Source organism: Pseudorhodoferax sp. Leaf265, from assembly GCF_001422365.1.
Lineage (GTDB): Bacteria > Pseudomonadota > Gammaproteobacteria > Burkholderiales > Burkholderiaceae_C > Pseudorhodoferax.
Genome location: NZ_LMMT01000002.1, coordinates 79,969 through 106,841 on the forward strand (window position 1 = coordinate 79,969; position 26,873 = coordinate 106,841).

Genomic DNA, 26,873 nt, shown 5'->3' on the forward strand with positions numbered 1-26,873 from the left:
ATGAAGATCCTCGTCCTGCACGGCCCCAACCTGAACCTGTTCGGCCGGCGCGAACCCCACATCTACGGCACCACCACGCTGGCGCAGATCAACGAGCAGCTGGCCGCGCTGGCCGGCGAGCTCGGCGTCGAGCTGGCCACGCTGCAGTCCAACCACGAGGGCGCGCTGATCGACTTCCTGCACGAGCACATCGACACCGCCGCCGGCGCACTGGTCAACCCGGCCGGTCTGACGCAGCACGGCGTGCCACTGCACGATGCGATCAAGGCCATGCCGTTCCCGGTGCTGGAAGTGCACATGTCCAACATCGCCGCGCGCGAGACCTGGCGCGCCCATTCCATCATCTCGCCTGCGGTGAAGGCCACGATCCAGGGCCTGGGCCCGATGTCGTACCTTCTGGGTCTGCGCGGCGTGGTGGCGCTGGCGCAGAACATCAAGAAGGCCTGACATCGTGCAGCGCGCGATCGACTGGCTCTTCAAGGGCTTGCAGTGGCTGATGGTGATCTGCATGGCCGTCATGGTGGTGCTGGTGTTCGGCAACGTGGTGATGCGGTACGGCTTCAACTCCGGCCTCCTGTTGTCCGAAGAACTGTCGCGTTGGCTGTTCGTGTGGATGACCTTCCTGGGCGCTGTCGTGGCGTTGAACGAACGTGCCCACCTGGGCACCGATTCGTTGATCTCCAGGCTGCCGCCCGGCGGCAAGAAGGTGTGTCTGCTGCTCACGCTGCTGCTGATGCTCTTTCTGACATGGCTGGTCTTTCGCGGCTCGTACGAACAGGTGAAGATCAATTGGGCCTCCACCAGTGCCGTCATGGAAACCTCCATGGGCTATTTCTATGCCAGCGGCCTGGTGTTCTCGGTTCTGTCCGTCCCTGTGCTGCTGTTGCAGCTGTTTCGGCTCGTGACCGGGCGCATGAGCGAGGCTGAACTCGTGAACATCACCGAAAACGAAGACGTGCCTCACGGCGACGCGAAAGCCTGAGGACTTGCCGACATGACCATCTTCATTTTCGTGGGCGCCCTGCTGGCCGCCATGGCCATTGGCGTGCCGATCTCCTACGCGCTGCTGGCCAGCGGTGCGGCGTTGATGTGGCATCTGGACATGTTCGACGCCCAGATCCTGGCGCAGAACCTGCTCGAGGGGGCCAACAGCTTTCCCCTGCTGGCCGTGCCCTTCTTCATGCTGGCCGGCGAAATCATGAACGCGGGCGGCCTGTCGCGCCGCATCGTGCAGTTCGCCATGACCATGGTCGGCCACGTGCGGGGCGGCCTGGGCTACGTGTCCATCGCAGCGGCCATCATGATGGCCGCACTGTCCGGCTCGGCCGTGGCCGACGCCGCCGCGCTGGCGGCGCTGCTGCTGCCCATGATGGTGGCCGCCGGGCACGACAAGGCGCGCTCGGCCGGCCTGCTGTCAGCCGCCAGCATCATCGCGCCCGTGATCCCGCCGTCCATCGGCTTCGTGATCTTCGGTGTGGCGGCCAACGTGTCCATCTCCAAGCTGTTCCTGGCCGGCATCGTGCCGGGCCTGCTGCTGGGCGTGGCGTTGTGCGTGACCTGGTGGATCCTGAGCCGGCGCGAGAACGTGCAGCCGCAGCCGCGCCGTACCAAGGCAGAGATCTTCTTTGCATTCAAGGACGCGCTGTTCGCGCTCGGCCTGCCGGTGATCGTGATCGTCGGCCTGAAGTTCGGCGTGTTCACGCCGACCGAGGCCGCGGTGGTGGCCGCGGTGTACGCGCTGGTGGTATCGATCTTCGTCTACGGTGAACTCAAACTGAACCAGTTGTTCGACCTGTTCCTGGCGGCCTCCAAGACCACGGCTGTGGTCATGTTCCTGGTGGCCGGCGCCATGGTCAGCGCCTGGCTCATCACGGTGGCGCAACTGCCCGACCAGGTGGTCTCGTTGCTGCAGCCGCTGCTCGACAACCCGCGCGTGCTGATGGCCGCCATCATGTTGCTGGTGATGGTCGTGGGCACGGCGCTGGACATGACGCCCACCATCCTGATCCTGACGCCGGTGCTGATGCCCATCGTCAAGGCCGCGGGCATCGATCCGGTCTACTTCGGCGTGCTATTCATCATGAACAACGCCATCGGCCTGATCACGCCGCCCGTGGGCGTGGTGCTCAACACCGTGGCCGGCGTCGGCAAGATCAGCATGGACCAGGTGACCAAAGGGGTGTGGCCCTTCATGGTCGCTCAGTTCATTCTGATGTTCCTGATGGTATTGTTTCCTGCGCTCGTGATCGTTCCGGCGCGCTGGTTGGGCGGCTGAAGCATCGCGCCAGGGGCGGCCGTCTGGCGGCCCCCTTTTTTCCATACGCTGACGATGGCCGGCTGGGCAGCGTCGTGTGGTACGGCACAGCCAGCCATCGCCGAGGAACCCATCCCATGACGCGGGCTTACAGGAACTTCATTGCCGTGAAACTGACCGCTGTGGCGGCGCCAGGGCGTTCATGGCGGAGAGCGCCGTACCAATGCCGCGCGACACGACGCCCTGCAGCGGCTGAACCTGCTGCCCCAACGCCTGCCCGAACTCCCGAAAGGCACCCTTCTGTTCGCCATCATGGTGCTCGTGATGCCGGGCGTGCAGGCGGCAGGCATCGATCCGGTCTACTTCGGCGTGATGTTCATCATCAACAACTCCATCGGCCTGGTCACGCCGCCCGTGGGCACGGTGCTCAACGTGATGGCCGGCGTGGCGCGCATGCGCATGGACGATGTCACGCGCGGCGTGCTGCCCTTCATGGCGGCGGAGTTCGCGATCATGTTCGTGATGGTGCTGTTCCCGGCGCTGGTCACGGTGCCGGCGCGCTGGCTGGCGGGGTGACTCCGGTCATGCAGGCGCTGAAAACACACAACTTCCACCATGTTGCAGATGCGATGGGCTTGCAATGGTGGTTTCATCGCAGCATGTCCATCACCCGCCTTGTGTCCCTCTGCTGTCTGATGCTGTTCGCCAGCGCCACGGCCGCAGTCGTGCTGCTGCCCGAAGTGCCGGCCGCCGCATTCGGCTGGCACCTGCCGGACCCTCCGTTCGGCGCGCTGCTGTTCGCGCTGGCCTGTGCCCTGGTGCTGCTGCCGCGGCGCGCTTCCGGGCGGTCCACGCGGCCGGAGCCGTTCAGCGATTGACGTCGACCACCAGCCGGCCGCGCACACGGCCGGCCAGGATGTCGGCGCCGGCCTGCACGGCATCGTCCAGACCGATCTCGGTCGTGATCGCATCGAGCCTGGCCAGGTCCAGGTCGCGCGCCAGCCGCTCCCAGGCCGGCATGCGCACCGAGGGCCTGGCCATCACGCTGTCGATGCCGTACAGCGTGATGCCGCGCAGGATGAACGGCGCCACGCTGGCCGGGAAGTCCAGGCCCTGCGCCAGCCCGCAGGCGGCCACGGCGCCGCCGTAGTGCGTCTGCGCGCAGGCGTTGGCCAGCGTGTGGCTGCCGACCGAGTCGACCGCCGCGACCCAGCGCTCCTTGCCCAGCGGCTTGCCCGGCGCCGAGAGCTCGGCCCGGTCGATCACCTCGGCCGCGCCGAGCGCCTGCAGGTGCGCGGCCTCGCCGGTGCGGCCGGTCGAGGCCACCACACGGTGGCCCAGCCCGGCCAGCAGCGTGATGGCCACGCTGCCCACGCCACCGTTGGCGCCCGTGACGAGCACGTCGCCCATGCCGGGAACGAGGCCGTGGCGCTCCAGCGCCAGCACACACAGCATGGCGGTGTAGCCGGCCGTGCCGATGGCCATGGCCTGGCGTGTGGTCAAGCCCTCGGGTAGCGGCACCAGCCAGTCGGCCTTCACGCGGGCCTTCTGTGCCAGGCCGCCCGAGTGCGTTTCGCCCACGCCCCAGCCGTTCAGCACCACGCGGTCGCCCACCTTGAAGCGGGCGTCCTCGCTGACCTCGACCACGCCCGCGAAGTCGATGCCCGCATGCAGCGGGAACCTGCGCACCACAGGCGATCGGCCCGTGATGGCCAGGCCGTCCTTGTAGTTGATGGTGGAGTAGTCCACCCGCACCAGCACCTCGCCTTCGGGCAGCGCGGCCTCGTCGACCGCCTGGACGCCGGCGCGGTAGCCGGCGTCGTCTTTCTCGATCACCAGAGCCTTGAACATGGCATGACCTCCTGCGGCGCATTCTGACCGCTGGGTGGCGGTGGCCGTGTCACCGCCCGTACAAGGTCTGGGGCAACCACAGGCCGATGTCCGGCCACTGGTAGAGCAGGAAGATCGCCAGGATCTGGATGCCCATGAACGGGATCATGCCGGCAAAGATCTGGTTCAGCGTCACATGCGGCGGCGCCACGCCCTTCAGGTAGAAGGCCGACATCGCCACCGGCGGCGACAGGAAGGCGGTCTGCAGGTTCAGCGCCACGAGCAGGCCGAAGAACAGCGGATCCACGCCGAAGTGGTCCAGCAGCGGGATGAAGATGGGCATGAAGATCACGATGATCTCGGTCCACTCCAGCGGCCAGCCCAAGAGGAAGATCACGACCTGCGAGAGCACCATGAACTCCACCTTGGACAGGTTCATGGACAGCACCCACTTCTCGATCAGCTCCTGCCCGCCCAAGAGCGCGAACGCGGCCGAGAAGATGGCCGAGCCCACGAACAGCCAGCAGACCATGGCCGAGGTCTTGGCCGTGAGGTAGACCGACTCTTTCACCACATCCATGCTGAGCCGCCGGTAGGCAGCCGCCAGCAGGAAGCCGCCCAGCGAGCCCATGGCGGCCGCCTCCGTCGGTGTGGTCAGGCCGAACACGATGGAGCCCAGCACCGCCAGGATCAGCACCACGAGCGGGAAGAACGAGGCCAGCAGCATCTTGAAGATTTCCAGCCGCGCGAAGCTCAGGAACAGGTAGAAGACGGCCACCAGTGCACCCAGCACCGCAAAGCTGACCCACCACCAGGTCGGTGCCGGCTTGCGCTCGGCTGGCGCCTGCGCCGTGATGGCCGCCGGCGCGCCGGCCGGCTCGGCCGCTGCCGGCGGCTCGGCTCCCGGCGGCTCCTGCACTGCACCTTCGACGGGAGGTTCCTGCAGCCCGCCCTCGGTCGGCGGCTCCTGCAGCCCCCCATCCGTCGGGGGCTCCTGCAGGCCGCCCTCGGCCGGCGCGCTGGTGCTGCTTTCGGCGCCGATGGGCTGGATGTCGTACTGCGCCTCCACCTCCACCGTGGTCACGGACCGCCAGGTGCCGACTGCCAGCAGCACGAACAGCAGGCCGGGCAGCACGACGATGGCCAGCTGGCGCAGCACATGGCCGGTCGGCACCTGGGCATTGCGCTTGCCCTTGAGTGCCTGCAGCAAGCGGGCCGGGGCGTAGCTGGCGGTGTCGGCCGGCAGCGCGCGGGTCAGCGCGGGCAGCTCCACGCGCCGTTCCTCGGCCGACAGCGGCGGCGCCCATTGCGGCTTGAGCTTGGCCATGATGATCACGTACACCACGTACAGGCCGGCCAGCATCAGGCCCGGAAAGAAGGCGCCCGCATACAGCTGTACCACCGACACACCGGCCGTGGCGCCGTACAGGATCAACAGCACCGAGGGCGGAATCAGGATGCCCAGGCAGCCACCGGCCGTGATGGCGCCGGCCGCCATCGAGGTGCTGTAGCCGGCGCGCAGCATGGCCGGCAGCGCCAGCAGGCCCATCAGCGTCACCACGGCGCCGACGATGCCCGTGGCCGTGGCGAAGATGGCGCAGGTGACCAGCGTGGCCACGGCCAGCGAGCCCGGCACGCGGGCCATGGCCAGGTGCATGCTCTTGAACAGCTTCTCGATCAGGTTGGCGCGCTCGACCAGGTAGCCCATGAACACGAACAGCGGGATCGCGATCAGCACGTCGTTGGCCATGCTCTTGTAGGCGGCCTGCACCATCAGGTCCAGTGTGCGCTGGATGTCACCGTCGTAGGCCAGCCAGGTGAAGATCATGCCCATGCCCATCAGCGTGAACGCCGTGGGAAAGCCCAGCATGATGGCAATGACCACCAGCGACAGCATCAACAGGCCCTGGTGCCCGTGCGTGACCTTGTCCACGCCCAGCAGCATCCAGACGATGGACAGCAGCACCAGGCCCATGATGGAAAAACCGAACCACAGTTCCTTGCGCATGCTCAGGCCCTCCCTTGCTTGGCCGCGAGTTCGCGGTCCAGCGCGGCGATGTCGGCGTCCTGCACGTGCACCATCTCCTTGAGCTTGTCGACGTCGACCTCCTGCACGTCGTCGCCACGCGGCGGCCACGCGCCCGTCTTCAGGCAGATCACGCAGCGCGCGATTTCCGCCAGGCCCTGCAGCAGCAGCGCCGCCGCGGCCACCGGGATCACGAACTTGAACGGGTACAGCGGCAGCGGCGTGGCCGAGAAGGTCTGCTCGCGGATCGCCAGCGACTCCTGCGCGTAGGTCCAGCCGGCCCAGGTCATGGCCAGCACGCCTGGCAGGAAGAAGACGATGTAGAGCGTGAGGTCCACGCCGGCCTGGGCGCGCGGGCTGAAGAAACCGTAGAGCACGTCGCCGCGCACGTGGCCGCCCTTGGCCAGCGTGTAGGCCCCGGCCAGCATGAACAAGGTGCCGTACAGCATGATCTGCGCGTCCAGCACCCAGGCATGCGGGTTGTTCAGCGCGTAGCGGGAGAACACCTCCCAGCTGATCAGCACCGTGAGGCCGACCACGGCCCAGGCCGCGGTCTTGCCGATGAAGGTGGAGACCGTGTCGATCGCAAACAGGAGCTTCTGCATGACTCGCTCTTTCCAGGGGCAGACAAGGACAAGGGCGCCGCTCGGGGCGCCCTTGTCACGGCACAGGCGTGCGAGGCATCAGCTCTTCTTCTGCGCGAAGTAGTGGTTGTAGGCCATCTTGAAGTCGACGGTGTAGTCGTTGTGCCACTGGCCGGCGCGCTGCGCGAACGCGCGCTGCGAGTCCAGCACCTTCTTGAACATCGGGTTCTCCTTGGACTTGGCCGCCACCGCCTTGTCCCAGGACGCCAGCTGCGCCCGCAGGATCGCATCGGGCGTCTTGTAGAACTTGATGCCCTGCTTCTTGAGCTCCTCGTAGTCCTTGGAGTTGCGCTCGATGGCCTTCCAGCTCATGTCGGCGCTGGCGGCCTGCACGCCGTAGTCGATGATGGACTTGAGCTCGGCCGGCAACGCGTCGAGCTTGGCCTTGTTGAACAGCACCTCGAACTGCTCGCCGCTCTGGTGGAAGCTTTGCAGCATGCAGTTCTTGGCCACATCGGGAAAGCCCAGCACGCGGTCGCTCGAGGCGTTGTTGAACTCGGCCGCGTCGATCAGGCCGCGGTCCAGCGCGGGCACGATCTCGCCGCCGGGCAGCGGGTTCACGGCCGCGCCCATGTCGGTGAACACGTCCACCGCCAGGCCCACGGTGCGGAACTTCAGGCCCTTCATGTCGTCGGCCTTGGCCACCGGCTTCTTGAACCAGCCCAGCGGCTGGCAGGGCATGGGGCCGTACATGTAGGAGACCACGTCCAGGTTCAGGCTCTTGTAGATCTCCTCGACCAGGGCCTTGCCGCCGCCGTAGTTGTGCCAGGCCAGCACCATGTTCGCGTCCATGCCGAAGCCCGGGCCCGAGCCCCACAGCGCCAGCGCCGAGTTCTTGCCGTACCAGTAGGCGATCACGCCGTGGCCGCCGTCCAGCGTGCCCTTGCTCACCGCATCGAGCAACTGGAAGGCCGGCACCACGGCACCGGCCGGCAGCACGTCGATCTTGAGCCGACTGCCGGCCATGTCGTTGATCTTCTTGGCCAGGTCCTGTGCGTACTCGTGGAAGATGTCCTTGGCCGGCCAGGTGCTCTGGAAGCGCAGCGTGGTGGTCTGGGCCTGGCTGACCATGGGCGCGGACATGGCGCCCGCGGCCACGGCGGCGCCCTTGAGCAAATTGCGACGGCGCGGTGCGGCAGAGGACTTGGCTTGGGTCATCGGTCGTGTCTCCAGTGGTTGAGGGCAGAAGGCGCGTGGATGTTGGGTCATATGACAACCGAGGCCAACCGGAAAGTCCCCGAGAGGGAATACCACTACGTACACTGCCGTAGAAACATCCATTCTTTGCACCATGGACCCCATCCAGCTCTTCGACCCCGCCTCCAGCACCTACACGTATGTGCTGGTCGACCCGGCCACGCGCGCAGCCGTGATCATCGACCCCGTGGATGCGCAGCTCGAGCGCGACCTGGCGCTGCTGCGCGAACGCGGGCTGCAGCTGGCCTGGACGCTGGAGACGCATGCCCATGCCGACCACGTGACCAGCGCCGGCCTGCTGGCCGAGCATGCCGGCGCGCGCACCGCCGCCCCCGCGGGCTGCGGCATCGCCACCGCGGCGGTGCAGCTGCGCGACGGCGAGGAGATCGCCTTCGGCCAGCAGCGCCTGCGCGTGCTGCACACGCCGGGCCACACCGCCGGCAGCATGTGCTACCTGTGGCAGGGCCATGTGTTCACGGGCGACACCTTGCTGATCGGCGGCTGCGGCCGCACCGATTTCCAGTCGGGCAGCGCGCAGGCGCTGTACCACAGCATCACCGGCGTGCTGTTCCAGCTGCCCGAGGCCACCGTGGTCTGGCCCGGCCACGACTACCAAGGCCGCACGCACACGACCATCGGCGCGGAGAAGCAGTCGAACCCGCGCGTGGCCGGCAAGAGCGAGGCCGAGTTCGTGGCCATCATGGAGGCGCTGAACCTGCCGCGCCCCAAGCGCATGGACGAGGCCGTGCCGGCCAACCTGCAGTCCGGCCTGGGCGCCGCGCCGGTCGCCGCCGATGCCGCACCACGCCCGGCCGAGGGCTACGCTGGCGATGTCTCGCCTGCACTCGCGGCGCAGTGGTTCGCGGACGGCCAGGCCGTGCTGGTGGACGTGCGCACCGATGCCGAGCGCGAGTGGGTGGGCTTTGTGCCCGGCGCCGTGCCCGTGGCCTGGAAGCAATGGCCCGGCATGGCGCTGAACCCGGACTTCGACAGCGCGCTGCGCGCCGCCGTGCCCGCGGGCGGCAAGGTGCTGCTGCTGTGCCGCAGCGGCGTGCGTTCGGTGGCCGCGGCCAAGCGCGCGGCGGAGCTGGGCATCGAGGCCTACAACATCCTCGAAGGCTTCGAGGGCGACCCCGACGCCGACGCGCACCGCAACCGCAAGGGCGGCTGGCGCTTGCGTGGCCTGCCCTGGCGGCAGAACTGAGGCGGGACGGTCGCCATGTGTCGCAGCATCAAGACCCTGTTCAACTTCGAGCCGCTCGCGACCGAACTCGAGATCCGCGCGGCCTCGCTGCAGTTCGTGCGCAAGCTTTCGGGCTTCTCGGTGCCGTCCAAGGCCAACGAAGCGGCCTTCGCGCAGGCGGTCGAGGCCGTCACGGCCACGGCCACTGCCTTGCTGGCCGAACTCGTGACGACGGCCGGCCCCAGGAACCGCGAAGAGGAGGCCGGCAAGGCCCGCGCGCGCAGCGCGGCCCGCTTCAGCGCCTGACCTGCCGCTCGGGTTGGCGCGCGAGCCAGGCCGCGTAGCTGCTGTCGGCCGGTGGCTGGTGCGCCGCGTCCAGCATGAACAGCGCGCCGATCAGGGTGTCGTCCAGCCCGATGGGGAAGGCCGGCTGCAGCCGCGGCACTGCGCCCCGCCCCAGGGCCTGGCCCAGTTCCAGGTCGACGAGCTGGCGGCCTTGCCGGATGTCGGCCAGCGCGGCGGCACCCAGGCCCGCGGCCTCGGCCAGCTGCTCCAGCTCCTCGAGCCCGGACACGGGTTCGAGCTGCAGCCAGCCGACCGCGCCAGCCGCCGTGCGCCCGAGGATGCCGAACGGGTCGCCCAGCACCACATGCTCGACGAAGCCATGCTGGTCCATCAGCTGCTGCAGCGCCCGCGCCGTGGAGGGTACGCGCAGCTGCGCGTTCTGCACCGGCGTCAGCGTGCCGCGCCAGATCTGCGAGGCCCGCGTGTTGGCGTTGGAAGGCATGTGGCGCAGCACCGTCAACAGGCGCGCCGCCACGTCGGGGTCCTGCTTGGGCAGGAACTGGTCGATCAGCGCGCGGTTGAAGGCATCGACCGCGATCTGCTCGTCGGCCTGGCCCGTGAGCAGCACGCGCAGGCCGGGCCAGTCGCTGAGTGCCGCGAGTGCATCCAGGCCGTTCATCTGCGGCATCGAGTAGTCGACGATGCAGGCGTGCGTGAGCGCGTAGCGTGCGCGCGCCGGGCCCGCCCAGTAGGCCAGCACCTGGGACAACAGCGGCGTGGCGCCCTGGCGCCAGCGGTCGATGATCTGCTGCTGCGCCCACGCATCGTCTTCCCAGACAGCCGACTCCTGCTGCAGCAGGCCCAGGCACTCGTCCACGCTGGTGTACAGGCGCACGTTCCAGTGGCCTGGCAGCATCAGGGCCAGCATCTGAAGGTAGTCCGGGTCGTCGTCCAGGAACGAGAAACTGCCGGGGCAATGGAACAGCGGAAGGCTCATGGAGAGGGGGCAGTGGGGCCTGGAAAATGCCGGTGGTATTGTCACGGCAAGGTTTTCCCATGTCGCCACGCTCACCTGTCAGAACTGCCAGTCGCTCCTTGATCGAACTCCTGCGGGAGTGGTTGCACGCGCTTTCCGCGCAGGATGTGGGCGCCATCGTGGTGCTGGGGCCGGAGCTGCAGGGCCAGGCGTCCGAGCGCCGCGTGCTGGCCGTCTACCCGCTCAGCGCGCAGCAGGCGGCCTATGCGCTGGCCCGCAGCCCCGATTTCGGCGAAGGACCGCAGCGGCATGGCATGCCGGCCGCGGCCTGGCAGCGGCTGGCACAGCCGCTGCACCAGCCCGAGGCCGAGGTGGATGCGCACTGGCGCAGCACCTGGCTGGCACTGGGCCTGCAGGCGGTGGTGCGCGTGAGCTTCGGCCTGCCGGCCGGGCGCAGCTTCGATTGCTTCCTGTTCGTCTCCGGTGAGTTGCAGCAGCGCAGCCACGTGGCCACGCTGGCCTTGCTGGCCCAGGGCTTTTGGCCCAGCTTGCGCAGTGCGCTGGTGGCCGCCTGGAGCCCGCTGACGCGGCGCGAGGAGGAGTGCCTGCGGCTGGCCTTCGACGGCCTGACCGCGCGCGCCAGTGCCGAGCGCATGGCGTGCTCCGAACGCACGGTCAACTTCCACATGGCCAACGCCATGGCCAAGCTCGGCGCGGACAACAAGATGGCCGCGATCCAGCGCGCCTGCTGGCTCGGCGCGATCTAGGTCGATGCGTCAGCCCCCGTTCGGCGGCGCGGTGCGCAGCAGCGCCTGCTCGGCCGCTTCGTAGGCCGCCGCCAGGCGCAGCACGCCCGCGTCGTCGCGCGGGCGCCCGATCAGCTGCAGGCCCATGGGCAGGCCCTGCGGACCGAAGCCGGCCGGGATGCTGATGGCCGGCAGGCCCGCGAAGGTCGCGTAGATCACCACCTCCATCCAGCGGTGGTAGGTGTCCATGGGGCGCCCCGCGATCTGCGTGGGCCAGCGCTCGGTGGCCGCGAAGGGCCAGACCTGGGCGCTCGGCAGGGCCAGCACGTCGTGCCGCTCGAACAGTCCCAGCAGGTGCTGGTAGAAGGCCGTGCGCCGGGCGCTGGCGGCCATGAACTGCGCGGCGCTGGTGCCCTGGCCCTGCTCGTATTCCCACAGCGCCTCGGGCTTGATGCGTTCGCGCGCCTGCGGCAGCGCCATCAGCGGCGCGATGCGCGCGCCCACGAGCACGCGGCGCCAGACGAGCCAGGCGTCCCAGACCGGTTCGGGCGCCGTGCCGAGCGCCGTGGGCTCGACCGTGCAGCCCAGGGCGGCCAGGCGGCGCAGCGCCTGTTCGCAGCAGTCCAGCACGCCGGCTTCCATGGGCAGGTAGCCACCCAGGTCGCCGAGCCAGGCGATGCGTGCAGGCTGCGCCGTCCGGCCCAGCGCTTCGGCGAAGCGTGCGCCGTCGTCCAGCGAGAGCGGCGCGCGTGGGTCGTGGCCGGCCTGCGTGTCCAGCATGCGTGCGAGGTCGCGCACGGTGCGCGCCATCGGGCCGGCCGTGCCCAATTGCGCGAGCCAGGTGTCGGCCGCCGGCACCTGGGGTACGCGGCCCTGGCTGGGCCGCATGCCGAAGATGTGGTTCCAGCCGGCCGGGTTGCGCAGGCTGCCCATGAAGTCCGAGCCGTCCGCGACGGCGACCATGCGCTGCGCCAGCGCCACGGCCGCGCCGCCGCTGCTGCCGCCGGCCGAGCGCGCCGGGTCCCAGGCGTTGCCCGTGGTGCCGAAGACGTCGTTGAAGGTGTGCGAGCCCAGGCCGAATTCGGGCGTGTTGGTCTTTCCGATCACGATGCCGCCCGCGGCCTTGATGCGCACCACCATCAACTCGTCGTCGCGCGGCACCGTGCGTGCCAGCAGCACGGAGCCCTGTGTGGTGGCGATGCCGGCCGTGGCCGAGAGGTCCTTGATGGCCTGCGGGATGCCGTGCAGCCAGCCCTTGGACTGGCCGCGCGCGAGCAGCGCGTCGTGCGCGTCGGCCTCGGCCAGCAGGGCCTCGGGATCGCGCAGGCTCACGATGGCGTTGAAGCGCGGGTTGCGCGCGGCGATGCGGGCCAGCGTGGCCTGCATCAGTTCGCGGCAGGACAGCTGGCCGGCGTGCAGGGCCTGCGAGAGGCCGGTCGCGTCGAGGTCGTCGAGGAAGTTCGGTGGCATGCCCGGTTTATAGGGCATGCCGCGGCGTCAGTTCACCAGCGTGATGCGGTCGACCTCGAACTCGCGCTTGCGCAGGCCCTTGTCGAACTCGCCGACCAGCTCCACGCGCTGCTCGGCGCCGATGGTCTGGCCGGGCGGGAAGCGGTCGTCGTCGATCTCCACCGTGATGCGGCCGCTGTCGTCGGCGAAGGTGTACTTGTCGCCGCCGTCGTGCGAGACGATGCGGCCTTGCAGGCGCGCATGCTGCTCGTCCTTGCCGGTCTCCAGCAGTTGCTTGACCGTGACCAGCGGTACCGAGCTCGGGCCGCCGTAGCTGCCGTGCTGGCCGGCCGGGGCCGGCTGCGCGGCCGTGCTGGGGCCGGAGTAGCCGGCGGCCGGCTGGGCCTGGGCGGCGCCCGCGGCGAGCAGCATGGCGGCGAGGGCGGCGGCGGTGAGGGAATAGCGCATGTTGAAACTCCTGTGATGCGAGTGCCGCAGACCCGTTCCGCGGCATGGCTGCATTGGACGCGCGGCAGATGAAGGCAATCTGATGAACCACCCCCGTTTGGACTTCTCACTTCGTGCAGAAGTCCCATCCCCCCTTCAAGGGGGCGCACCCGGCGGCCTGGCAGAGCCAGTTCCGCGGCTGCGCTGGCATGGCCTGCTCCGCGGCCTTCCGAACCGCTGCTTGCGGGCCGGTTCCATGGACTGCGGGTGCAGCGCCGTGCATGCTGATCTGCGCTACCAGCTCGCCGGCCCGCCATCGAGCATGCGCTGCGCGAGCAGGAAGCCCGCCGCGTTCCAGCTCTGGCCCGGCATGCCGCGCGGCGCCAGCGTCCTGCCGTGGAACCATTCGGTGAAGCGCCAGCCGTGCGCCGCATTGGCCTGCGCCAGCCGCAGCAGCACCACCCTGGCCTCTTCGGTGCGCCCGAGCCGCGCCAGCGCCATCGCCCAGAAGCCGCCCACGAAGGGCCAGATGCCGCCGTTGTGGTACTGGTGCACGAGGTTCTGCTGGTGCCGCTCCATGTAGCGGCGCCACAGCTCGTGCTGGCGCGTGAGCGGGTGCAGCACGACGCGCACGGGGTAGGGCACATCGGCCTGCGCGTGTGAGATGGTGTTGGCGATGCGCGCAGCCATGGCCTCGTCGGCCGCGCCGCTGAGGATCGCCAGCACGTTGCCGAACACGTCGCCCTCGTCGCCGACGACTGCCAGGTTCACGAACGAAAGGTACAGGCCCGGGTCGCGCCGGCCGCGCCGCGCGTAGTGGCGCAGCAGGCGTGCGCGGTGGTAGTTCGGCAGATCGCTCTGGAACGGGTTGAACAGGTGGTTGAAGTGGTGCGCCGTGGCCTCGGCATCGCCCAGCGTGAAGCGGCGCTTGACCTCCACCCACAGCGCATTCGTGTAGAGCACGTAGCCCGAGCGCGGCATGATGTCGGCCCAGTCGCTGGCCTCGTTCTGCTGCAGCAGCCGGAAGGTCTGGTGCTCCTGCGCCAGCAACCAGACGATGGCGCGCTGCACGCCGTCCTGCCAGTGCGTGGCACCCACCGTGCCGTGGCGGCGCACATGGTCCACCGCGATCAGCCACCACAGCGTGGCGTCGATGCAGCCCAGGTACCAGAAGTCGGCATCGAAGCCATCGGGGTCTACGTACTTGGGGATCTGGCCGTTGGCCGCCTGCTGGGCGGCCAGCGCATCGAGGCTGGCCACGGCCCCGCGCTCCAGCGCCGGCACGCCGCTGCCGCACATGGCCATCACGCAGATGGCGGCGTCGCGGCCGAAGATGCGCGTGTAGCGGCGCGCCTCGGCCGCCTGCGTGCGGCTGGCCGCGAGGATGCCGTGCGGCGTGCAGTTGGCCTCCAGCAGGGCCAGCGAAGCGCGGGTGCAGTCGGCCAGCAGCGTGGCAGGGTCGTGGTGTGCGTCGGTCATGGTCGGATCATTCTGAAGCACCGCGCAAAGTCCCGCGGCATGATGCCGGCATGCCAACCGCACCCACCCTGGAGCAGCTGCGCCGCCACGCGATCGCGCGCACGCTGTTCACGCCCACCACGCTGCCGCGCGCCATCGCCCGCCTGGGCTTCGTGCAGGCCGACCCGATCCGTGCGCCTGCGCGGGCGCAGGATCTCACGCTGCGCCACCGCGTGCGCGACTACCGTGCCGGCGAGCTGGAGCGCCGCTACGCCCGGCTCGGCATCGAGGAGGATTTCTTCGTCAACTACGGTTTTCTGCCGCGTGCACACGCCGACCTCATGCACCCGCGCACCGCGCGCGAGGCCTGGACGGCCGAGCGCGCGCAGCAGGCCGCCGCCGTGCTGGCCTTCGTGCAGGAGCGCGGTGCCGTGCACCCGCGCGAGGTCGAGGCGCAGTTCGCGCATGGCCGCACGCGCAACTGGTTCGGCGGCAGTTCCAACGCGAGCACCCAGCTGCTCGACGCCATGCACTACCGCGGCCTGCTGCGCGTGCTGCGGCGCGACAGCGGCACGCGCGTCTACGCCGTGCGCGCGGCCGGCCTGCCGGCCGACGATGCCCAGGCCACCGACGCGCGCATGGATGCCCTGGTCGACCTGGTGGTGGCCAAGTACGCGCCGCTGCCGGCCGCCAGCCTGGGTCAGCTGCTGAGCCTCCTGCTGCGCGGCGGCGCGCCGCAGTGGGCGGCCGGGCGCGCCGCAGCGCTGGCCCGGGCCCGGCTGCGGCTGGCGCGCGCGCGCGTCGACGGTGTCGACTGGTACTGGCCGGTTGCCGAGAATCCGGCCGCGGCGCGCTGGCGGACCGACGAGGGCGTGCGCCTGCTCACGCCCTTCGACCCACTGGTCTGGGACCGGCGCCGCTTCACGCTGTTCTGGGGCTGGGCCTACCGCTTCGAGGCCTACACGCCGGCCCCGCGCCGCCAGCTCGGCTACTACGCGCTGCCCCTGCTCTGGCACGAGCAGGTCATCGGCTGGGGCAACCTGGCGGTGGTGGATGGCGCGCTGTCGGCGCAGTTCGGCTACGTGGCCGGCAAGCCACCGCGTTCCGCTCTGTTCCGCGCCGGGCTGGACGAGGAACTCGACCGCGTGCGCGCCTTTCTCGGCCTCTGATTCACAGCAGCAGGAAGGCTGCCGCAGCCACCGCCGTCGGTGCCAGCGCGCCGAGCAGCAGCGCGCCGATGCTGACGGTCTCGTCCGCGAAGCCGCGCTTGAGCAGCGCCACGCCGGCCGGGTTGGGCGCGTTGGCGATCACGGTGAGGCCGCCGCCGGCCACGGCACCGGCCATCAGCATGTACTTGGCCTGGTCCGACATGCCCTCGATCAGCGAGCCCAGGTAGGTCAGCGCGGCGTTGTCGGTGACGGCCGTGAGGCCCAGCGCGCCGAAGAACAGCGCCAGCGGCTCCAGCCCCGAGACGATGGGCTGCAGCCACCACTGCTGCATGCCGCCCAGCACCACCAGGCCGGCCAGGAAGAAGCCGACCAGCAGCGCCTCCTTGAGGATCAGCGGGCTCTGGTGCTGCGCGTAGGCCTGGGTGAAGCCCAGGAACAGCAGGAACAGCCCCAGGAAGACGACCGGGTGGTGGGCCGACAGCACCACGCCCGCCAGCAGCGCCAGGTGCACGGCCACCACGGTGGGCGGCACCCTGGCCTGCGCCGGGGCGTCCGCCGTGCCGGGCCGCTGCGGGCCCAGGAAGCGGCGCAGCACGAAGGTGGCCACGGTGGCGTTCACGAGCACCGCCAGTGCTGCCTTCCAACCGAAGTTGGCCAGCATGAAGGCGCTGTCCCACTGCCAGGTGGCGGCGACCATGAGCACGGGCGGTGCCGCATAGGAGGTCAGCGTGCCGCCGATGGACACGTTGACGAACAGCACGCCCAGCGCCAGGTACTTCACGCCCTCGGGCACATCGCGGCGGAAGATCTGCGGCGCCAGCATGAGCGCGGCGATGGTCATGGCCGCGGGCTCGGTCACGAGCGAGCCGAACAGCGGCACGGCGGCCAGGCCCAGCCAGGCCGAGGCCAGCGGCGTGGGCACGGGTGCCAGCCGCGCCGCCTGGTCGACCAGGGCCGCCACCGTGCGCAGCACCGGGCGCGAGGCCGCCATGACCATCACGACGAAGACGAACAGCGGCTCGGTGTAGTTGCGCGACTCGGCATAGGCCAGCGCCTGCGGGCCGCCCGCGGCCAACGCCAGCACGGCGATGAGCACCATGGCCCAGAAGCCGAACACCACCTCGACCTCGCCGAGCAGGTGGAACAGGCCGGCATGGCGCGGAAAGCGGTGGGAGAGCCGCTCGAACTGCTTGGCGGCGAAGGTGTGGGCCAGCGCGATGGCGAACAGCGCGGCGGCGATCCACTGGATCGTGGGGTCGGACATGGGATGGACACGGGCAGACCGCGCGGCGGCCCGACCTGCGCGAAAACCTGGAATGCCCGAAGCGGCACGCCACCCGGACGCGGATTCTACGGACGCAGGCCAAGCCCCTGGGCCGGAGCGGGACACCCATGCGGTCCAAGCGCGGCGCGCCCCGCGCGATCTTTCCAAGACCGCAAGCTTCACTTTCGAACTTCTCGATGTTCATCGCGATGCGGCCGCCAGATACTTCCCCGCAGTTCCGGACTGCACCGGCGTGACACGAGACCCACACCATGGACATCTATCAACTCTTCATCAACAACCAGTGGGTCGAGCCCGATTCGGGCCTCCACTTCGATGCATTGGATCCGTTCACCGGCGAGCCGTGGGCGCGCATCCCGCAAGGCAACGCACGCGATGTCGACCGGGCCTGCAGCGCTGCGGAGGCCGCATTCCACGGGCCATGGAGCTGCTTGTCGGCCACCGAACGCGGCATGCTGCTGGTACGGCTCGCGCAACTGATCGAGCAGAACGCGGAACAGCTGGCTGCGGCGGAGAGCCGGGACAACGGCAAGCTGTTGGGTGAGGTGCTGGGCCAGGTCCGCTACACCGCCAAGTACTTCCACTACTACGGCGGCCTGGCCGACAAGATCCAGGGTGCGGTGGTGCCGATCGACAAGCCCAAGGTCTTCAACTACACGCGCTACGAGCCCGTGGGCGTGGTGGCCACCATCACACCCTGGAACTCCTCGCTGCTGCTGACCGCCTGGAAGGTCGCGCCCGCGCTGTGCGCCGGCAACACCATCGTCGCCAAGCCCTCCGAGCACACCTCGGTGTCCATGTTCCTGCTGGCGCGCTTGTTCGAGCAGGCGGGCTTTCCTGCGGGCGTCTTCAACGTGGTGGCCGGCTTTGGCAAGGAGGTGGGCGAGCCCCTGGTCGCGCATCCTGCGGTCGGCGTGGTCGCGTTCACCGGCGGCGACGAGGGCGGGCGCCGGGTGGCCGTGCAGGCCGCGCAGCATCTGAAGCGCTGCACGCTGGAGCTGGGCGGCAAGTCGCCCAACATCGTGTTCGACGATGCGGACCTGGCCAATGCGGCCAACGGCGTGGTCACCGGCATCTTTTCCGCCGGTGGGCAGACCTGCATGGCGGGTTCGCGCCTGCTGTTGCAGGAGCGCGTCCACGACAGCTTCGTCCAGCGCCTGCTCGACATCTGCAAGGACGCCCGCCTGGGCAATCCGGCCGAGCCGGGTGTGCAGATGGGGCCGGTGGCCACGCGTCCGCAGTTCGACAAGGTGATGGACTACATCGCGATCGCCAAGGCCGAGGGCGCCAGGTGCGTGCAGGGCGGGCGCGCCCGTTCGGGCCCGGGCTACGGCGCGGGGCAGTTCGTCGAACCGACGATCTTCACCGGCGTGCACAACGGCATGCGCATCGCCCAGGAGGAGGTGTTCGGGCCGGTGCTGTCCGTGATCCCCTTCAAGGACGAGGAGGATGCCGTGCGGATCGGCAACGACATCCGCTTCGGCCTGGCGGCGGGTGTCTGGACGCAAAGCCTGCACCGTGCGATGCACATGTCGCAGCGCCTGCGCGCCGGCACGGTGTGGGTCAACAACTACCGCTCCACCAGCTTCACGACACCTTTCGGCGGTTTCAAGAACAGCGGCCTGGGCCGTGAGGGCGGCGTGGAGGCCGTCAAGGAGTTCCTGGAGGTCAAGAGCGTCTGGATCTCGACCGACCTGCAGATGCCCGATCCATTCATCCGCAAGTATTGACGGGCGGCAGTTGCCGCAACGACGCCAACGATGATCGGGGACAACATGGATCAGATTCCAACGGACGGCACGGCGTACGACGTGGTCGTCATCGGCAGCGGCATCGCCGGCCTGTCCGCGGCCTGCGCTGCGGCGGACCGCGGTGCGCAGGTGGCGGTGCTGGAGCGTTCTTCGCCCGCGGAGTTCGGAGGCAACACGCGCTGGACCGAGTCCTACCTGCGCATGAAGAGCGAGCACGAGGTCAGCGACGACTTCGAGGAACTGCTGGTGGCCAACGCGGGCCACCACATCGACCCGAACGTCGTCGCGGAGGCTGCCGGTCCCTATGCGCAATGGCCGGGCTATGTGAAGGCCCACGGCATGCCGGACCCGGAACTGGTCTCCACGCTTTCGGCCGGCGCGGGCCCCACCGTGCAATGGCTCAAGGGCTACGGCATCCGCTTCGCGGCCCTGCCCACCTACTTCGTCACGGCGGCCGCACCGCGCCTGATGCCCGTGGGTGGCGGGCTCGCGATGATCGAGGCGCTGCAGGCGCATGCGCGCCAGCGTGGCGTCGTGCTGCATTTCCACACCACCGCGCTGTCGCTGTCCCGGCGCGATGCCGAAGGATGGCTGCGCGTGGGTGTCGCCGCGGGGGCGGAGGCAGGCGCCGCGATCACGCTGCGCGCGCGTGCGGTCGTGATCGCGTCGGGCGGGTTCGAGGGCAATCCGGAAATGATGACCCGCTACATCGGCCCCACGGCGCGCTACCTGCGCCCGGTGGCGCGTGGCGGCTACTACAACAGGGGCGAGGGCATCCGCCTGGCGCTGGAACTCGGTGCGGCGCCGGCCGGCGACTTCAGCTCGTTCCACGCCGAGCCGCTGGATCCGCGCTCGCCAGCGCCGGAAGCCCTGGTCATGAACTTTCCCTACGGCCTGCTCGTGAACCGGCAGGGCCGCCGCTTCACCGACGAGGCGCCTGGCCCGGTCGACGTGCACTACGACCACATCGCGCGGGCGATCAAGGACGAGCTCGACGGCATCGCCTGGGTGGTGTTCGACCAGCGCATCCACGACGTGCCGAACTGGAAGCGCAGCATCCGCACGGACCAGCAGCCGGTCCAGGCCGACAGCCTCGCCGCACTGGCGCAGGCCTGCGGCATCTCCGCGGCGGGCCTGGAGGGCACGGTGCAGGCCTACAACGCGGCCTGCGGCCCCGGCGAATTCAGTCCGCTGCGACCCGACGGCCTGGCCACGCGGGGGCTGGAGCCGCCCAAATCGCACTGGGCCCGTCCGATCGACCAGCGCCCCTACATGGCCTATCCCATCGTGGCGGGCATCTGCTTCACCTACGGCGGCATCAAGACCGACAGCCGTGCCCGGGTCGTGGATGCGGACGGCCGGCCGGTTCCCGGCCTGTATGCGGCCGGCGAAGCCACGGGGCTGTACTACCAGGTCTACACGGGGGCCACCTCCGTGCTGCGTGGCGCGGTCTTCGGAAAGATCGCAGGCGAACAGGCCGCAGCGCCGTTCGGAACACAAGACATTCACCAGGAGACGCCATGAAGCTTCCCGACCGAGACGACCATCGCGCCGCGCGCCGCGCCGCACTCAAGGCCCTGGCCTGCGGCGCTGCCGCCGGGCTGTCCGGCACGGCCTGGGCGCAGACTGCCGGCAAGTGGGTCGCCGCGGCGCCCATCCGGATGACCGTGCCCTATGCGGCGGGTGGTGGCACGGACGTGTTGGCGCGGCTGGTGTCCAGCCAGATCGGCAATGCGCTGGGACAGCCCATCGTGGTCGAGAACCGGCCCGGCGTGAACGGCATCCTGGGCACCAACCTGGTCTACGGCGCGCATCCGGATGGGCAGACCTTGCTGTTCGCCGCGGCCGACTTCATCTCGATCGCCCCGCACGTCTACAAGAACGCGGTCAAGTTCGATCCGGCGCAGTTCGTGCCGGTGGCGCTGATCGCCAAGATGGGTTTCGTGCTGGCTTCGCGCGCCGACAACAGCGCCAAGGATCTGGATGAGGTGATCGCGCGCGCCAGGGCGAAGGAGATCACGTACGCCCATTGGGGCCCCGGCAGCACCTCGCAGATGGCGATGGAGCTGCTGCGCTCGCGGGTGCCGGGGTTTCAGGCCCTGCCGGTTCCGTACGGCGGTGCCGCGCCGGTGCTGAACGCCGTCATGGCCGGCGACGTCGAGTACGGCTTCGTGCCGACACCGCTGGCCATGGCGAGCCAGAGCAAGCTCAAGCTCTACGCCATCGCCTCGCCGCAGCGGTTCGCCGGCATCAAGGACGTGCCCACACTGGCCGAGAAGGGCTATGCGGTGGACGCGGACACCTGGTTCGGCGTGCTGGCGCCTCCGCGCACCCCTGCCGCGGCGGTCGAGGCCCTGCGGGTGCAGATGGTCGCGGCGGCCGCCGATCCGCGCGTCAGCGCGCGCATGGCCGAGATGGGCTACACGGCCACCCACATCGCGCCGGAGAACTTCGGGGCATTCATCCAGACGGAGTACGCGCGCTGGGGCGGCGTCGTGCGCGCGGCGCACATCCAGGCCGTGGACTGAACATCGGCGGGGCGGGCGCGCGGCCTCGCGCGGCGCACAATCCGGTCGCATGAAGCGCAAGATCCCCAGCACGATTGCGTTGTCCGTTCTCGAAGCCGCGGCCCGGCATGGCAGCTTTGCGCGCGCCGCGGCCGAGCTGTACATGACCGAGAGCGCCGTGAGCCGCCAGATCGCGACGCTGGAGAACTACGTGGGCGTGCGCCTGTTCAGCCGCGAGAAGAAGCAGGTCGAACTCACCGAGCTCGGAAGCCGCTACGCTGCCGCCATCCGGCCAGGCCTGGACGAAATGGAGGCACAGACCCTGGCTCTGATGAACAGCAGGAACGGCGGCGGCGTGCTGGAGCTGGCGGTCATCCCGACCTTCGCCGCCCGCTGGCTGCTGCCGCGCCTGCACGGGTTCCGGACCGCCCATCCACGCATCTCCGTCAACATCGGGGAGCGCGCAGACCCGTTCCTGTTCCGTGGGACGCCTTTCGACGCGGCGCTGCACTTCGACGATGGTTCCTGGGAAGGCGTGCACAAGGTCCACCTGTTCGACGAGGAGGTGGTGCCGGTCGTGAGCCCGCGCCACCACGACGTGCAGGCGCTGCGGGATCCGGAGCGTCTTGCCGGGGTGCCCTTGCTGGTCAAGCGCTCGCGTCCGGAAGCCTGGCAACGCTGGTTCACGCTGGCGGGCTGCATGCCGGGCAGCGTGGTGCCGGCGATGCGCTTCGAGCTGTATTCGACCGTGATCGATGCCGCCAAGGCCGGGCTCGGTGCCGGCCTGGTGCCGCGCTTCTACATCCAGGACGATGTGCGCCGGGGCGAGCTGGCCATTCCGTTGGACCTTCCCATCCGCCACGAGAAGCGCTACTGCCTGCTCTATCCCAGCCACCGCCCGGTCTCGTCCGCGGTGGCAACGTTCCAGGCCTGGGTCGTGGCCCAGGCCCAGGCGTTCAGCGCAGAGTTGGCAGAAGGCCGCGGCGTCGCGCCGTAGTGTGGGCCGGCGGATCGGCTGCGCGCTGCCCGGACACGGCGAAGGCACGCGGCCGGCGTGGCCAGGCCAGCGCGCAGGGCGGCGTTGCAGCGGCCAGGATTCAGTCTCCGTTCGCGTGGCTGGACAGGGATGGCAGGGGCAGGGCGTGCAGGGCCTCGGCGAGTGCCTCCTGGCAGCGCGCCTCGTCGCCGACCTGCTCCATGAGCAGCAGCGCCAGCCGCGCCAGGAACAAGGCCTCGCGTGCGGGGCCGGCCTCGGTGACGGCCTGGGCGCAGGCCGCGTACAGACGGTCGCGCGCGTCCGCGGGCAGGGCGTTCACTGCTTCCATGACGGGTCCAGCCGGTCGATGCGCCGCAGCATCGCGGCGAACAGGTCCTGGCCCATGGCGGCGCCGCCCAGGAAGCGGCGCGCATCCTCCACGCAGCCCTGGCGCACGGCCTGGCCGATGGGCTGGCGCGGGCCCAGCGCCGCGCCGGCCACCTGCACCTCGCAAGCGCGCTGCAGCGCCCACAGCGTGTACAGCGCCTTGGGCAGCGTCTCGCTCCAGACCAGGAGGCCATGGTTGCGCAGGATCACGGCCTGGCGCTGGCCCACGCTGGCCAGCAGGCGCGGGCCCTCGTCGGCGTGCAGCGTGATGCCCTCGAAGTCGTGGTAGGCCACGCGGTCGCTGAGCTGGGCCGCGTAGAAGTTCGTGGTCTCCAGGCCCTGCGCGCTGCAGGCCACGGCCATGCCGGCCGTGGTGTGGGTGTGCATCACGCACTGCGCGCCCGCCAGGTGGCGGTGCAGCGTGGCGTGCGGCGTGAAGCCGGCCGGGTTGATGGGCCAGGGGCTGTCGCTGAGCAGGCGGCCGTCCAGGTCGACCTTGACGAGATTGGAGGCCGTGACCTCGCCGTAGTGCAGGCCGAAGGGGTTGAGCAGGAAGTGGTGCTCGGGCCCCGGAACGCGCAGCGAGATGTGGTTGTAGATGCCTTCGCTCCAGCCCCAGAAGTCGAAGATGCGGTAGCAGGCGGCCAACTGCAGCCGGGCCTGCCATTCGGTGGGCGCGATGCCGCGCGGGCAGGCTGCCAGCGCGGCGGGAAGCGGGTCTTGGACGGTGTTCATGCAATGGTCTCCTCGTGGTGGATGCAGGTGGCGCGCGCGAGCGCCCGGGCCAGCGCGCCGGCCGGCGGCAGGTCGGGCCAGCGCGCGGCCACATGGCCGTCGGGGCGCAGCAGCAGCGTGGCGCCGTCGTCGCTCTGCAGCGGCAGCAACGCCAGCGGTAGCGCGTCGGCGTCATCAACGAGCACCGCAGCGAGCGACGGCCGGCACAGCAGCGTGAAGCCCGGGCCGATGCGGTCGAGCAGGTGGCCGCCGCCGGGCAGCGGCCGGTCGGCCAACACCTCGCCAGGCAACGGGCCGGCGATGGCGTGGGCGTCCGGTGTGGACAGCGGCGAGTCCACATAGCGCACGGCCTCGGTCTGGCGCGGGTTGATGAGCTGGGCGATGCCGCGGTGGCGTTCGGCCAGCGACAGCGCGGCCTCGCGCAGCAGGTCGAAGCCGCGCGAGGGCGGCGACATGAACTCGGTGCTGCGCATGGCGTTCTCCGCGTTGGTGTGGAAGGCGCCGATGCGCTCGTGCGAGTAGCTGTCCAGCAGCGCGCCGCCGGCCCGGTCCTGCGCCACCAGCGCCAGCTTCCAGGCCAGGTTGTCGGCATCGTCGAAGCCCGAGTTGAGGCCGCGCACGCCGAAGATCGGCAGGGCATGGGCGGCGTTGCCGGCGAAGAGCACGCGGCCGTGGCGGTAGCTGGAAAGCGTCATCGCGCCGGCACGGTAGACCGAGGTCCAGACCGGCTTCCAGGGCAGGTGGCCTTCGCCGATGGCGTCCAGGTGGCGCTGCACGAAGGCCTGCACGGCCGCGGGCGTGAGTGCTTCCTCGGTGCTCTGGCCGGCGCGCAGCTGGTAGTCGATGCGCCAGATGTCGTCGGGCTGCGGGTGCATCAGCACGGTGCCGCCGCGGTGCCAGGGCGGGTCGAACCAGGCGCGGCGCTCGACCGGGTGCCGGCTCGGCAGTTCGATGTCGATGATCACGTAGCGGCCCTCGTATGCCGCGCCGTGCAGCTCCAGCCCCAGCGCCTTGCGCACGAAGCTCTGGCCGCCGTCGCAGGCCACCAGCCAGTCGGCATCGAGCGCGTAGTCGCCCAGCGCATTGCAGGCCTGCAGTTGCACGCCATCGGCCTGCTGCGTGAAGCCGCTCAGCGCCGTGCCCCAGCGCAGGTCGATCATGCCCGGTCGGGCCGCATTGCAGCGCGCGATCGCGTCGAGCAGGAACTGCTCGATGTAGTACTGCGACAGGTTCAGCATCGGCGGCAGCTTCTGGCCGGTGTCGTGCGGCATGGCGAAGCGCAGCACCTCGGTGGTCTGGTAGAAGCTGCGCCCGGCGGTCCAGGGCAGCCCCTTGGCGAGGAAGGCGTCGAGCGCGCCCAGGCGCTGCAGGATCTGCAGGCTGCGGCGCGACACGCAGATCGCGCGGCTGCCGGTGCAGACCGTGTCGTCGGCCTCCAGCAGCACGCTGGCCACGCCCTGCTGGGCCAGGCCCAGTGCCAGCGCCATGCCGACCGGGCCGCCGCCGGCGATGGCCACGGCATGGCGGCGGGCGTCGCGGCCGTCCTGCAGCGGCGGCAGCCGTGGCGCATGGCGGGTGTAGTGGAAGTCGCCGACGGACGGGGGCGGGGGCGCGGGCATCTTGGTCTCCTCGGGTTCGACGCGGTGGCGGGATTGTCCGGAGCCGGAGCACTGCCGTGTGTAGTAACTTCTGATGACAAGGACAAACCCCCATGCAACGTTGGCGCATCACCCCCACAGACCAGGCGCTGGCCGCCCGCGTGGTCGGCGGCGTGCTGGCCGGCGTGGGCACGGCGCGGCTCGCTGCGCACTACCTGGCGGCGTTGCAGGAGCTGCTGCCCGTGACCTTCTGCACCGTGTTCGCGGTGGGCGCCAGCGGCCGCATCGAGACCGTGTCGGCCGCCAGCAGCTACGGCGACACGGCCGAGCGCACGGCCGGCCGCTACGTGGCCGAGCGCTTCGACCGCGTCGATCCCATGCTGGTCTGGCTGGCCGCGCGCAAGCGGCCGGCACGCGCCCAGCTGTGGCTGGGCCACCACCGCGGCGACGAGCTGGCCGACGCGGCCTACCGCGCGGCCTGCTACACCGAGGTCGGCATCCGCGAGCGCGCCTCGGTGCTGGTGCTCTCGCCGAGCGGGCAGCGTGCGGCCATCAGTTGCTACCGCAGCCTCGCGCAGCCGGCGTTCGCGGCGGCGGATTTCGCGTTGCTGGAGGCGCACGCGGCGCTGTTGGCCGAGGCCACGGCCGCGCATGGCCGCGTGGTGGCGGCCGGCGCCCCCGTGGCGGCCGGGCTGGCGGGCGCGCTGCTGCGCCTGAGCCCGCGCGAGCGCGAGGTGCTGGACCGGCTCGCGGCCGGCCGCACGGCCAAGGAGGCGGCGCAGGACCTGGGCGTGGCGCTGAGCACGGTGCGCACGCTGCAGTACCGCGCGTTCCGGCGGCTGGGCCTGCGCTCGGTCAAGGACCTGCTGCGCGGTCGGACCTGACCAAGGCCCGGGGCGGGGCCCTGGTGTGGGCCGTGGCCGTGCAGCGCAAGCAGACAGAGCTGCGCATCGGCGCAGGCGTCGCAGAGGCCGCAGGTCTTGGCGGGCCCGCTACGCCGCCAGCTTCAGCCGCTGCAGCACCGGCCGCCAGCGTGCGACCTCCTGCGGCAGGAAGCCCGCCAGTTCCGCATCGTCGAGCAGTTTGACGCCCGAACCCGCCTGCTGCACGGCGGCCTGGTACTCCGGCAGCGCGAGCATCTGGCGCGTGGCCTGCGCGAGCAGGGCCTGCACGGGCCGCGGCGTGGCCGCCGGTGCGAACAGGCCGACCCAGAAGTCGCCGTTGACTTCGGGATGGCCCGCCTCGGCCAGCGTCGGCGTTCTGGGCAGGAAGGCCTCGCGCTGCGCCGCGGTGACCGCCAGCGGCCGCAGCTTGCCGGCCTCCACCAGCGGCGCGGCCGGGATCCAGGTCTCGAAGCTGGCATCGACGATGCCGCCCGCCAGGTCGTTGAGCGAGGGGCTGGCGCCCTTGTACGGCACGTGCAGCAGGTCGGTGCCGGTGGCCTGCTTGAGCATTTCCATCAGCAGGTGGTTGCCGCTGCCGGTGCCGCTGGACGAGTAGCTCAGCTTGCCGGGCCGGGCCCGGGCCGCGACCACCAGGTCGGCGACGCTGCGGTACGGTGCATCGGCCCGGACCAGCAGCACGTAGCCGCCGTTGGACAGCAGGCCCAGCGTGGCGAACGCACGCGCAGGGTCCAGCTTCACATGGGGGTTGACCAGCGGCGCGATGACCAGCGGCCCGTGCGACGACACCAGCAGCGTGTGGCCGTCGGCCTCGGCGCGCAGGGCCAGGCTGGCGGCCAGGGTCGCGGCATTGCCGGGAATGTTCTCGACGACGAAGGGCTGCTGCAGCGCAGCGCCGAGATGCTGGGCCGCCAGGCGCGCCCGCGCATCGCTGGCCGAGCCTGCGGGAAAGCCCACCAGCAGCCGGACCGGCCGGTTGGGATACCGGCTCGCGCGCGGCCGGCCCGGGAGCAGCGCCAGGCCGAGTGCTGCCGCACCGGCGCGCAGGAGTTCGCAACGTTGCATGCC

The 26,873-nt window shown here is 70.3% G+C and carries 26 protein-coding genes and 2 pseudogenes; 15 read left to right on the top strand and 13 right to left on the bottom strand.

All coding sequences use genetic code 11. The features are described from left to right. The 5 genes and pseudogenes from ASF45_RS04590 to ASF45_RS04610 all read left to right on the top strand — a co-directional run bounded on the left by ASF45_RS04590 (nucleotide 1) and on the right by ASF45_RS04610 (nucleotide 3,132). Nucleotides 1-447: a type II 3-dehydroquinate dehydratase gene (locus ASF45_RS04590; protein ID WP_056657675.1), complete on the top strand. Its 447-nt coding sequence runs from the start codon at nucleotides 1-3 to the stop codon at nucleotides 445-447. A 4-nt stretch (nucleotides 448-451) separates the two neighbouring features. Then, entirely contained in the window at nucleotides 452-982 is a 531-nt protein-coding gene (locus ASF45_RS04595; RefSeq protein WP_369802098.1) for a TRAP transporter small permease, read from the top strand. 12 nt (nucleotides 983-994) lie between these two features. Beyond that, the gene (locus ASF45_RS04600; protein ID WP_056657679.1) at nucleotides 995-2,275 is read left to right on the top strand and encodes a TRAP transporter large permease subunit; all 1,281 of its coding nucleotides are present in this window, start codon (nucleotides 995-997) and stop codon (nucleotides 2,273-2,275) included. Nucleotides 2,276-2,515: 240 nt separating this feature from the next. Further along, nucleotides 2,516-2,830, top strand: a pseudogene (locus tag ASF45_RS04605) (TRAP transporter large permease subunit); the annotation flags it as partial. 8 nt (nucleotides 2,831-2,838) lie between these two features. Further along, the gene (locus tag ASF45_RS04610; protein WP_156472850.1) at nucleotides 2,839-3,132 is read left to right on the top strand and encodes a hypothetical protein; all 294 of its coding nucleotides are present in this window, start codon (nucleotides 2,839-2,841) and stop codon (nucleotides 3,130-3,132) included. Here the strand turns inward: ASF45_RS04610 and ASF45_RS04615 are convergent. The 4 genes from ASF45_RS04615 to ASF45_RS04630 form a co-directional block, all read right to left on the bottom strand. Next, nucleotides 3,122-4,105, bottom strand: coding sequence for an MDR family oxidoreductase (locus ASF45_RS04615; RefSeq protein WP_056657688.1), 984 nt, complete (start codon nucleotides 4,103-4,105; stop codon nucleotides 3,122-3,124). The genes ASF45_RS04610 and ASF45_RS04615 overlap by 11 nt on opposite strands. A 49-nt stretch (nucleotides 4,106-4,154) precedes the next feature. After that, nucleotides 4,155-6,098, bottom strand: coding sequence for a TRAP transporter large permease subunit (locus tag ASF45_RS04620; protein ID WP_056658106.1), 1,944 nt, complete (start codon nucleotides 6,096-6,098; stop codon nucleotides 4,155-4,157). Continuing rightward, nucleotides 6,095-6,715, bottom strand: coding sequence for a TRAP transporter small permease subunit (locus tag ASF45_RS04625; RefSeq protein WP_056657691.1), 621 nt, complete (start codon nucleotides 6,713-6,715; stop codon nucleotides 6,095-6,097). Before ASF45_RS04625 ends, ASF45_RS04620 begins: the two co-directional genes overlap by 4 nt. 78 nt (nucleotides 6,716-6,793) lie before the next feature. Continuing rightward, nucleotides 6,794-7,912, bottom strand: coding sequence for a TRAP transporter substrate-binding protein (locus tag ASF45_RS04630; RefSeq protein WP_056657694.1), 1,119 nt, complete (start codon nucleotides 7,910-7,912; stop codon nucleotides 6,794-6,796). Nucleotides 7,913-8,045: 133 nt separating this feature from the next. Here ASF45_RS04630 and ASF45_RS36265 point away from each other — a divergent pair. The 3 genes and pseudogenes from ASF45_RS36265 to ASF45_RS04640 form a co-directional block, all read left to right on the top strand. Further along, nucleotides 8,046-8,546: pseudogene (locus tag ASF45_RS36265) on the top strand (MBL fold metallo-hydrolase); the annotation flags it as partial. Nucleotides 8,547-8,684: 138 nt separating this feature from the next. After that, nucleotides 8,685-9,155 carry a rhodanese-like domain-containing protein gene (locus tag ASF45_RS36270; protein WP_235580821.1) on the top strand — a complete coding sequence of 157 codons (471 nt, stop codon included), beginning with the start codon at nucleotides 8,685-8,687 and terminating at the stop codon, nucleotides 9,153-9,155. 15 nt (nucleotides 9,156-9,170) lie between these two features. Beyond that, the gene (locus tag ASF45_RS04640; protein ID WP_056657700.1) at nucleotides 9,171-9,440 is read left to right on the top strand and encodes a DUF2277 domain-containing protein; all 270 of its coding nucleotides are present in this window, start codon (nucleotides 9,171-9,173) and stop codon (nucleotides 9,438-9,440) included. Here the strand turns inward: ASF45_RS04640 and ASF45_RS04645 are convergent. Further along, nucleotides 9,430-10,416 (bottom strand): response regulator transcription factor, encoded by a 987-nt coding sequence (locus ASF45_RS04645; RefSeq protein ID WP_056657703.1) that lies wholly within the window; start codon nucleotides 10,414-10,416, stop codon nucleotides 9,430-9,432. The two genes, ASF45_RS04640 and ASF45_RS04645, sit on opposite strands and share 11 nt — an antisense overlap. 98 nt (nucleotides 10,417-10,514) lie before the next feature. Between ASF45_RS04645 and ASF45_RS04650 the strand changes: the two genes are divergently transcribed. Continuing rightward, entirely contained in the window at nucleotides 10,515-11,162 is a 648-nt protein-coding gene (locus tag ASF45_RS04650) for a helix-turn-helix transcriptional regulator (protein WP_056657705.1), read from the top strand. A gap of 9 nt (nucleotides 11,163-11,171) precedes the next feature. On the opposite strand, the gene ASF45_RS04655 is transcribed toward ASF45_RS04650, so the two are convergent. The 3 genes from ASF45_RS04655 to ASF45_RS04665 form a co-directional block, all read right to left on the bottom strand. Then, on the bottom strand, nucleotides 11,172-12,611 hold the full coding sequence (locus ASF45_RS04655; RefSeq protein ID WP_200932111.1) for an amidase: 1,440 nt from the start codon (nucleotides 12,609-12,611) through the stop codon (nucleotides 11,172-11,174). 27 nt (nucleotides 12,612-12,638) lie between these two features. After that, complete coding sequence (locus ASF45_RS04660) at nucleotides 12,639-13,058, bottom strand: YgiW/YdeI family stress tolerance OB fold protein (protein ID WP_056657711.1); 420 nt, start codon at nucleotides 13,056-13,058, stop codon at nucleotides 12,639-12,641. Nucleotides 13,059-13,331: 273 nt separating this feature from the next. Further along, entirely contained in the window at nucleotides 13,332-14,516 is a 1,185-nt protein-coding gene (locus ASF45_RS04665) for a glycoside hydrolase 100 family protein (RefSeq protein WP_056657715.1), read from the bottom strand. Between the two features lie 50 nt (nucleotides 14,517-14,566). On the opposite strand from ASF45_RS04665, the gene ASF45_RS04670 reads away from it, so the two are divergent. Next, complete coding sequence (locus ASF45_RS04670) at nucleotides 14,567-15,664, top strand: DNA glycosylase AlkZ-like family protein (protein WP_056657718.1); 1,098 nt, start codon at nucleotides 14,567-14,569, stop codon at nucleotides 15,662-15,664. A gap of 1 nt (nucleotide 15,665) precedes the next feature. On the opposite strand, the gene ASF45_RS04675 is transcribed toward ASF45_RS04670, so the two are convergent. Further along, complete coding sequence (locus ASF45_RS04675; protein WP_056657721.1) at nucleotides 15,666-16,928, bottom strand: putative Na+/H+ antiporter; 1,263 nt, start codon at nucleotides 16,926-16,928, stop codon at nucleotides 15,666-15,668. Between the two features lie 272 nt (nucleotides 16,929-17,200). Between ASF45_RS04675 and ASF45_RS04680 the strand changes: the two genes are divergently transcribed. From ASF45_RS04680 to ASF45_RS04695, 4 genes are read left to right on the top strand one after another with little or no spacing between them, the layout of a single operon-like run. Continuing rightward, a complete protein-coding gene (locus tag ASF45_RS04680) occupies nucleotides 17,201-18,679 on the top strand; it encodes an aldehyde dehydrogenase (protein ID WP_056657724.1) in 1,479 nt (492 codons plus the stop codon). 45 nt (nucleotides 18,680-18,724) lie between these two features. After that, the gene (locus ASF45_RS04685) at nucleotides 18,725-20,224 is read left to right on the top strand and encodes an FAD-dependent oxidoreductase (RefSeq protein WP_056658109.1); all 1,500 of its coding nucleotides are present in this window, start codon (nucleotides 18,725-18,727) and stop codon (nucleotides 20,222-20,224) included. After that, nucleotides 20,221-21,228 carry a tripartite tricarboxylate transporter substrate binding protein gene (locus tag ASF45_RS04690; protein ID WP_056657726.1) on the top strand — a complete coding sequence of 336 codons (1,008 nt, stop codon included), beginning with the start codon at nucleotides 20,221-20,223 and terminating at the stop codon, nucleotides 21,226-21,228. The genes ASF45_RS04685 and ASF45_RS04690 overlap by 4 nt, the downstream gene beginning before the upstream one ends. 49 nt (nucleotides 21,229-21,277) lie before the next feature. Further along, complete coding sequence (locus ASF45_RS04695) at nucleotides 21,278-22,204, top strand: LysR family transcriptional regulator (RefSeq protein WP_056657730.1); 927 nt, start codon at nucleotides 21,278-21,280, stop codon at nucleotides 22,202-22,204. Nucleotides 22,205-22,304: 100 nt separating this feature from the next. On the opposite strand, the gene ASF45_RS04700 is transcribed toward ASF45_RS04695, so the two are convergent. The 3 genes from ASF45_RS04700 to ASF45_RS04710 are packed head-to-tail and all read right to left on the bottom strand — an operon-like array spanning nucleotide 22,305 to nucleotide 24,924. After that, nucleotides 22,305-22,532 (bottom strand): DUF2783 domain-containing protein, encoded by a 228-nt coding sequence (locus tag ASF45_RS04700; protein ID WP_056657733.1) that lies wholly within the window; start codon nucleotides 22,530-22,532, stop codon nucleotides 22,305-22,307. After that, a complete protein-coding gene (locus tag ASF45_RS04705) occupies nucleotides 22,520-23,305 on the bottom strand; it encodes a class II aldolase/adducin family protein (RefSeq protein WP_056657737.1) in 786 nt (261 codons plus the stop codon). Before ASF45_RS04705 ends, ASF45_RS04700 begins: the two co-directional genes overlap by 13 nt. Continuing rightward, complete coding sequence (locus tag ASF45_RS04710) at nucleotides 23,302-24,924, bottom strand: FAD-dependent monooxygenase (RefSeq protein ID WP_056657740.1); 1,623 nt, start codon at nucleotides 24,922-24,924, stop codon at nucleotides 23,302-23,304. The genes ASF45_RS04705 and ASF45_RS04710 overlap by 4 nt, the downstream gene beginning before the upstream one ends. A gap of 92 nt (nucleotides 24,925-25,016) precedes the next feature. On the opposite strand from ASF45_RS04710, the gene ASF45_RS04715 reads away from it, so the two are divergent. Continuing rightward, a complete protein-coding gene (locus ASF45_RS04715; RefSeq protein ID WP_056657743.1) occupies nucleotides 25,017-25,787 on the top strand; it encodes a helix-turn-helix transcriptional regulator in 771 nt (256 codons plus the stop codon). A 108-nt stretch (nucleotides 25,788-25,895) separates the two neighbouring features. Here ASF45_RS04715 and ASF45_RS04720 read toward each other — a convergent pair whose 3' ends face one another. Continuing rightward, on the bottom strand, nucleotides 25,896-26,870 hold the full coding sequence (locus tag ASF45_RS04720; RefSeq protein ID WP_056657747.1) for a tripartite tricarboxylate transporter substrate binding protein: 975 nt from the start codon (nucleotides 26,868-26,870) through the stop codon (nucleotides 25,896-25,898). Between the last annotated feature and the right edge of the window lie 3 nt (nucleotides 26,871-26,873).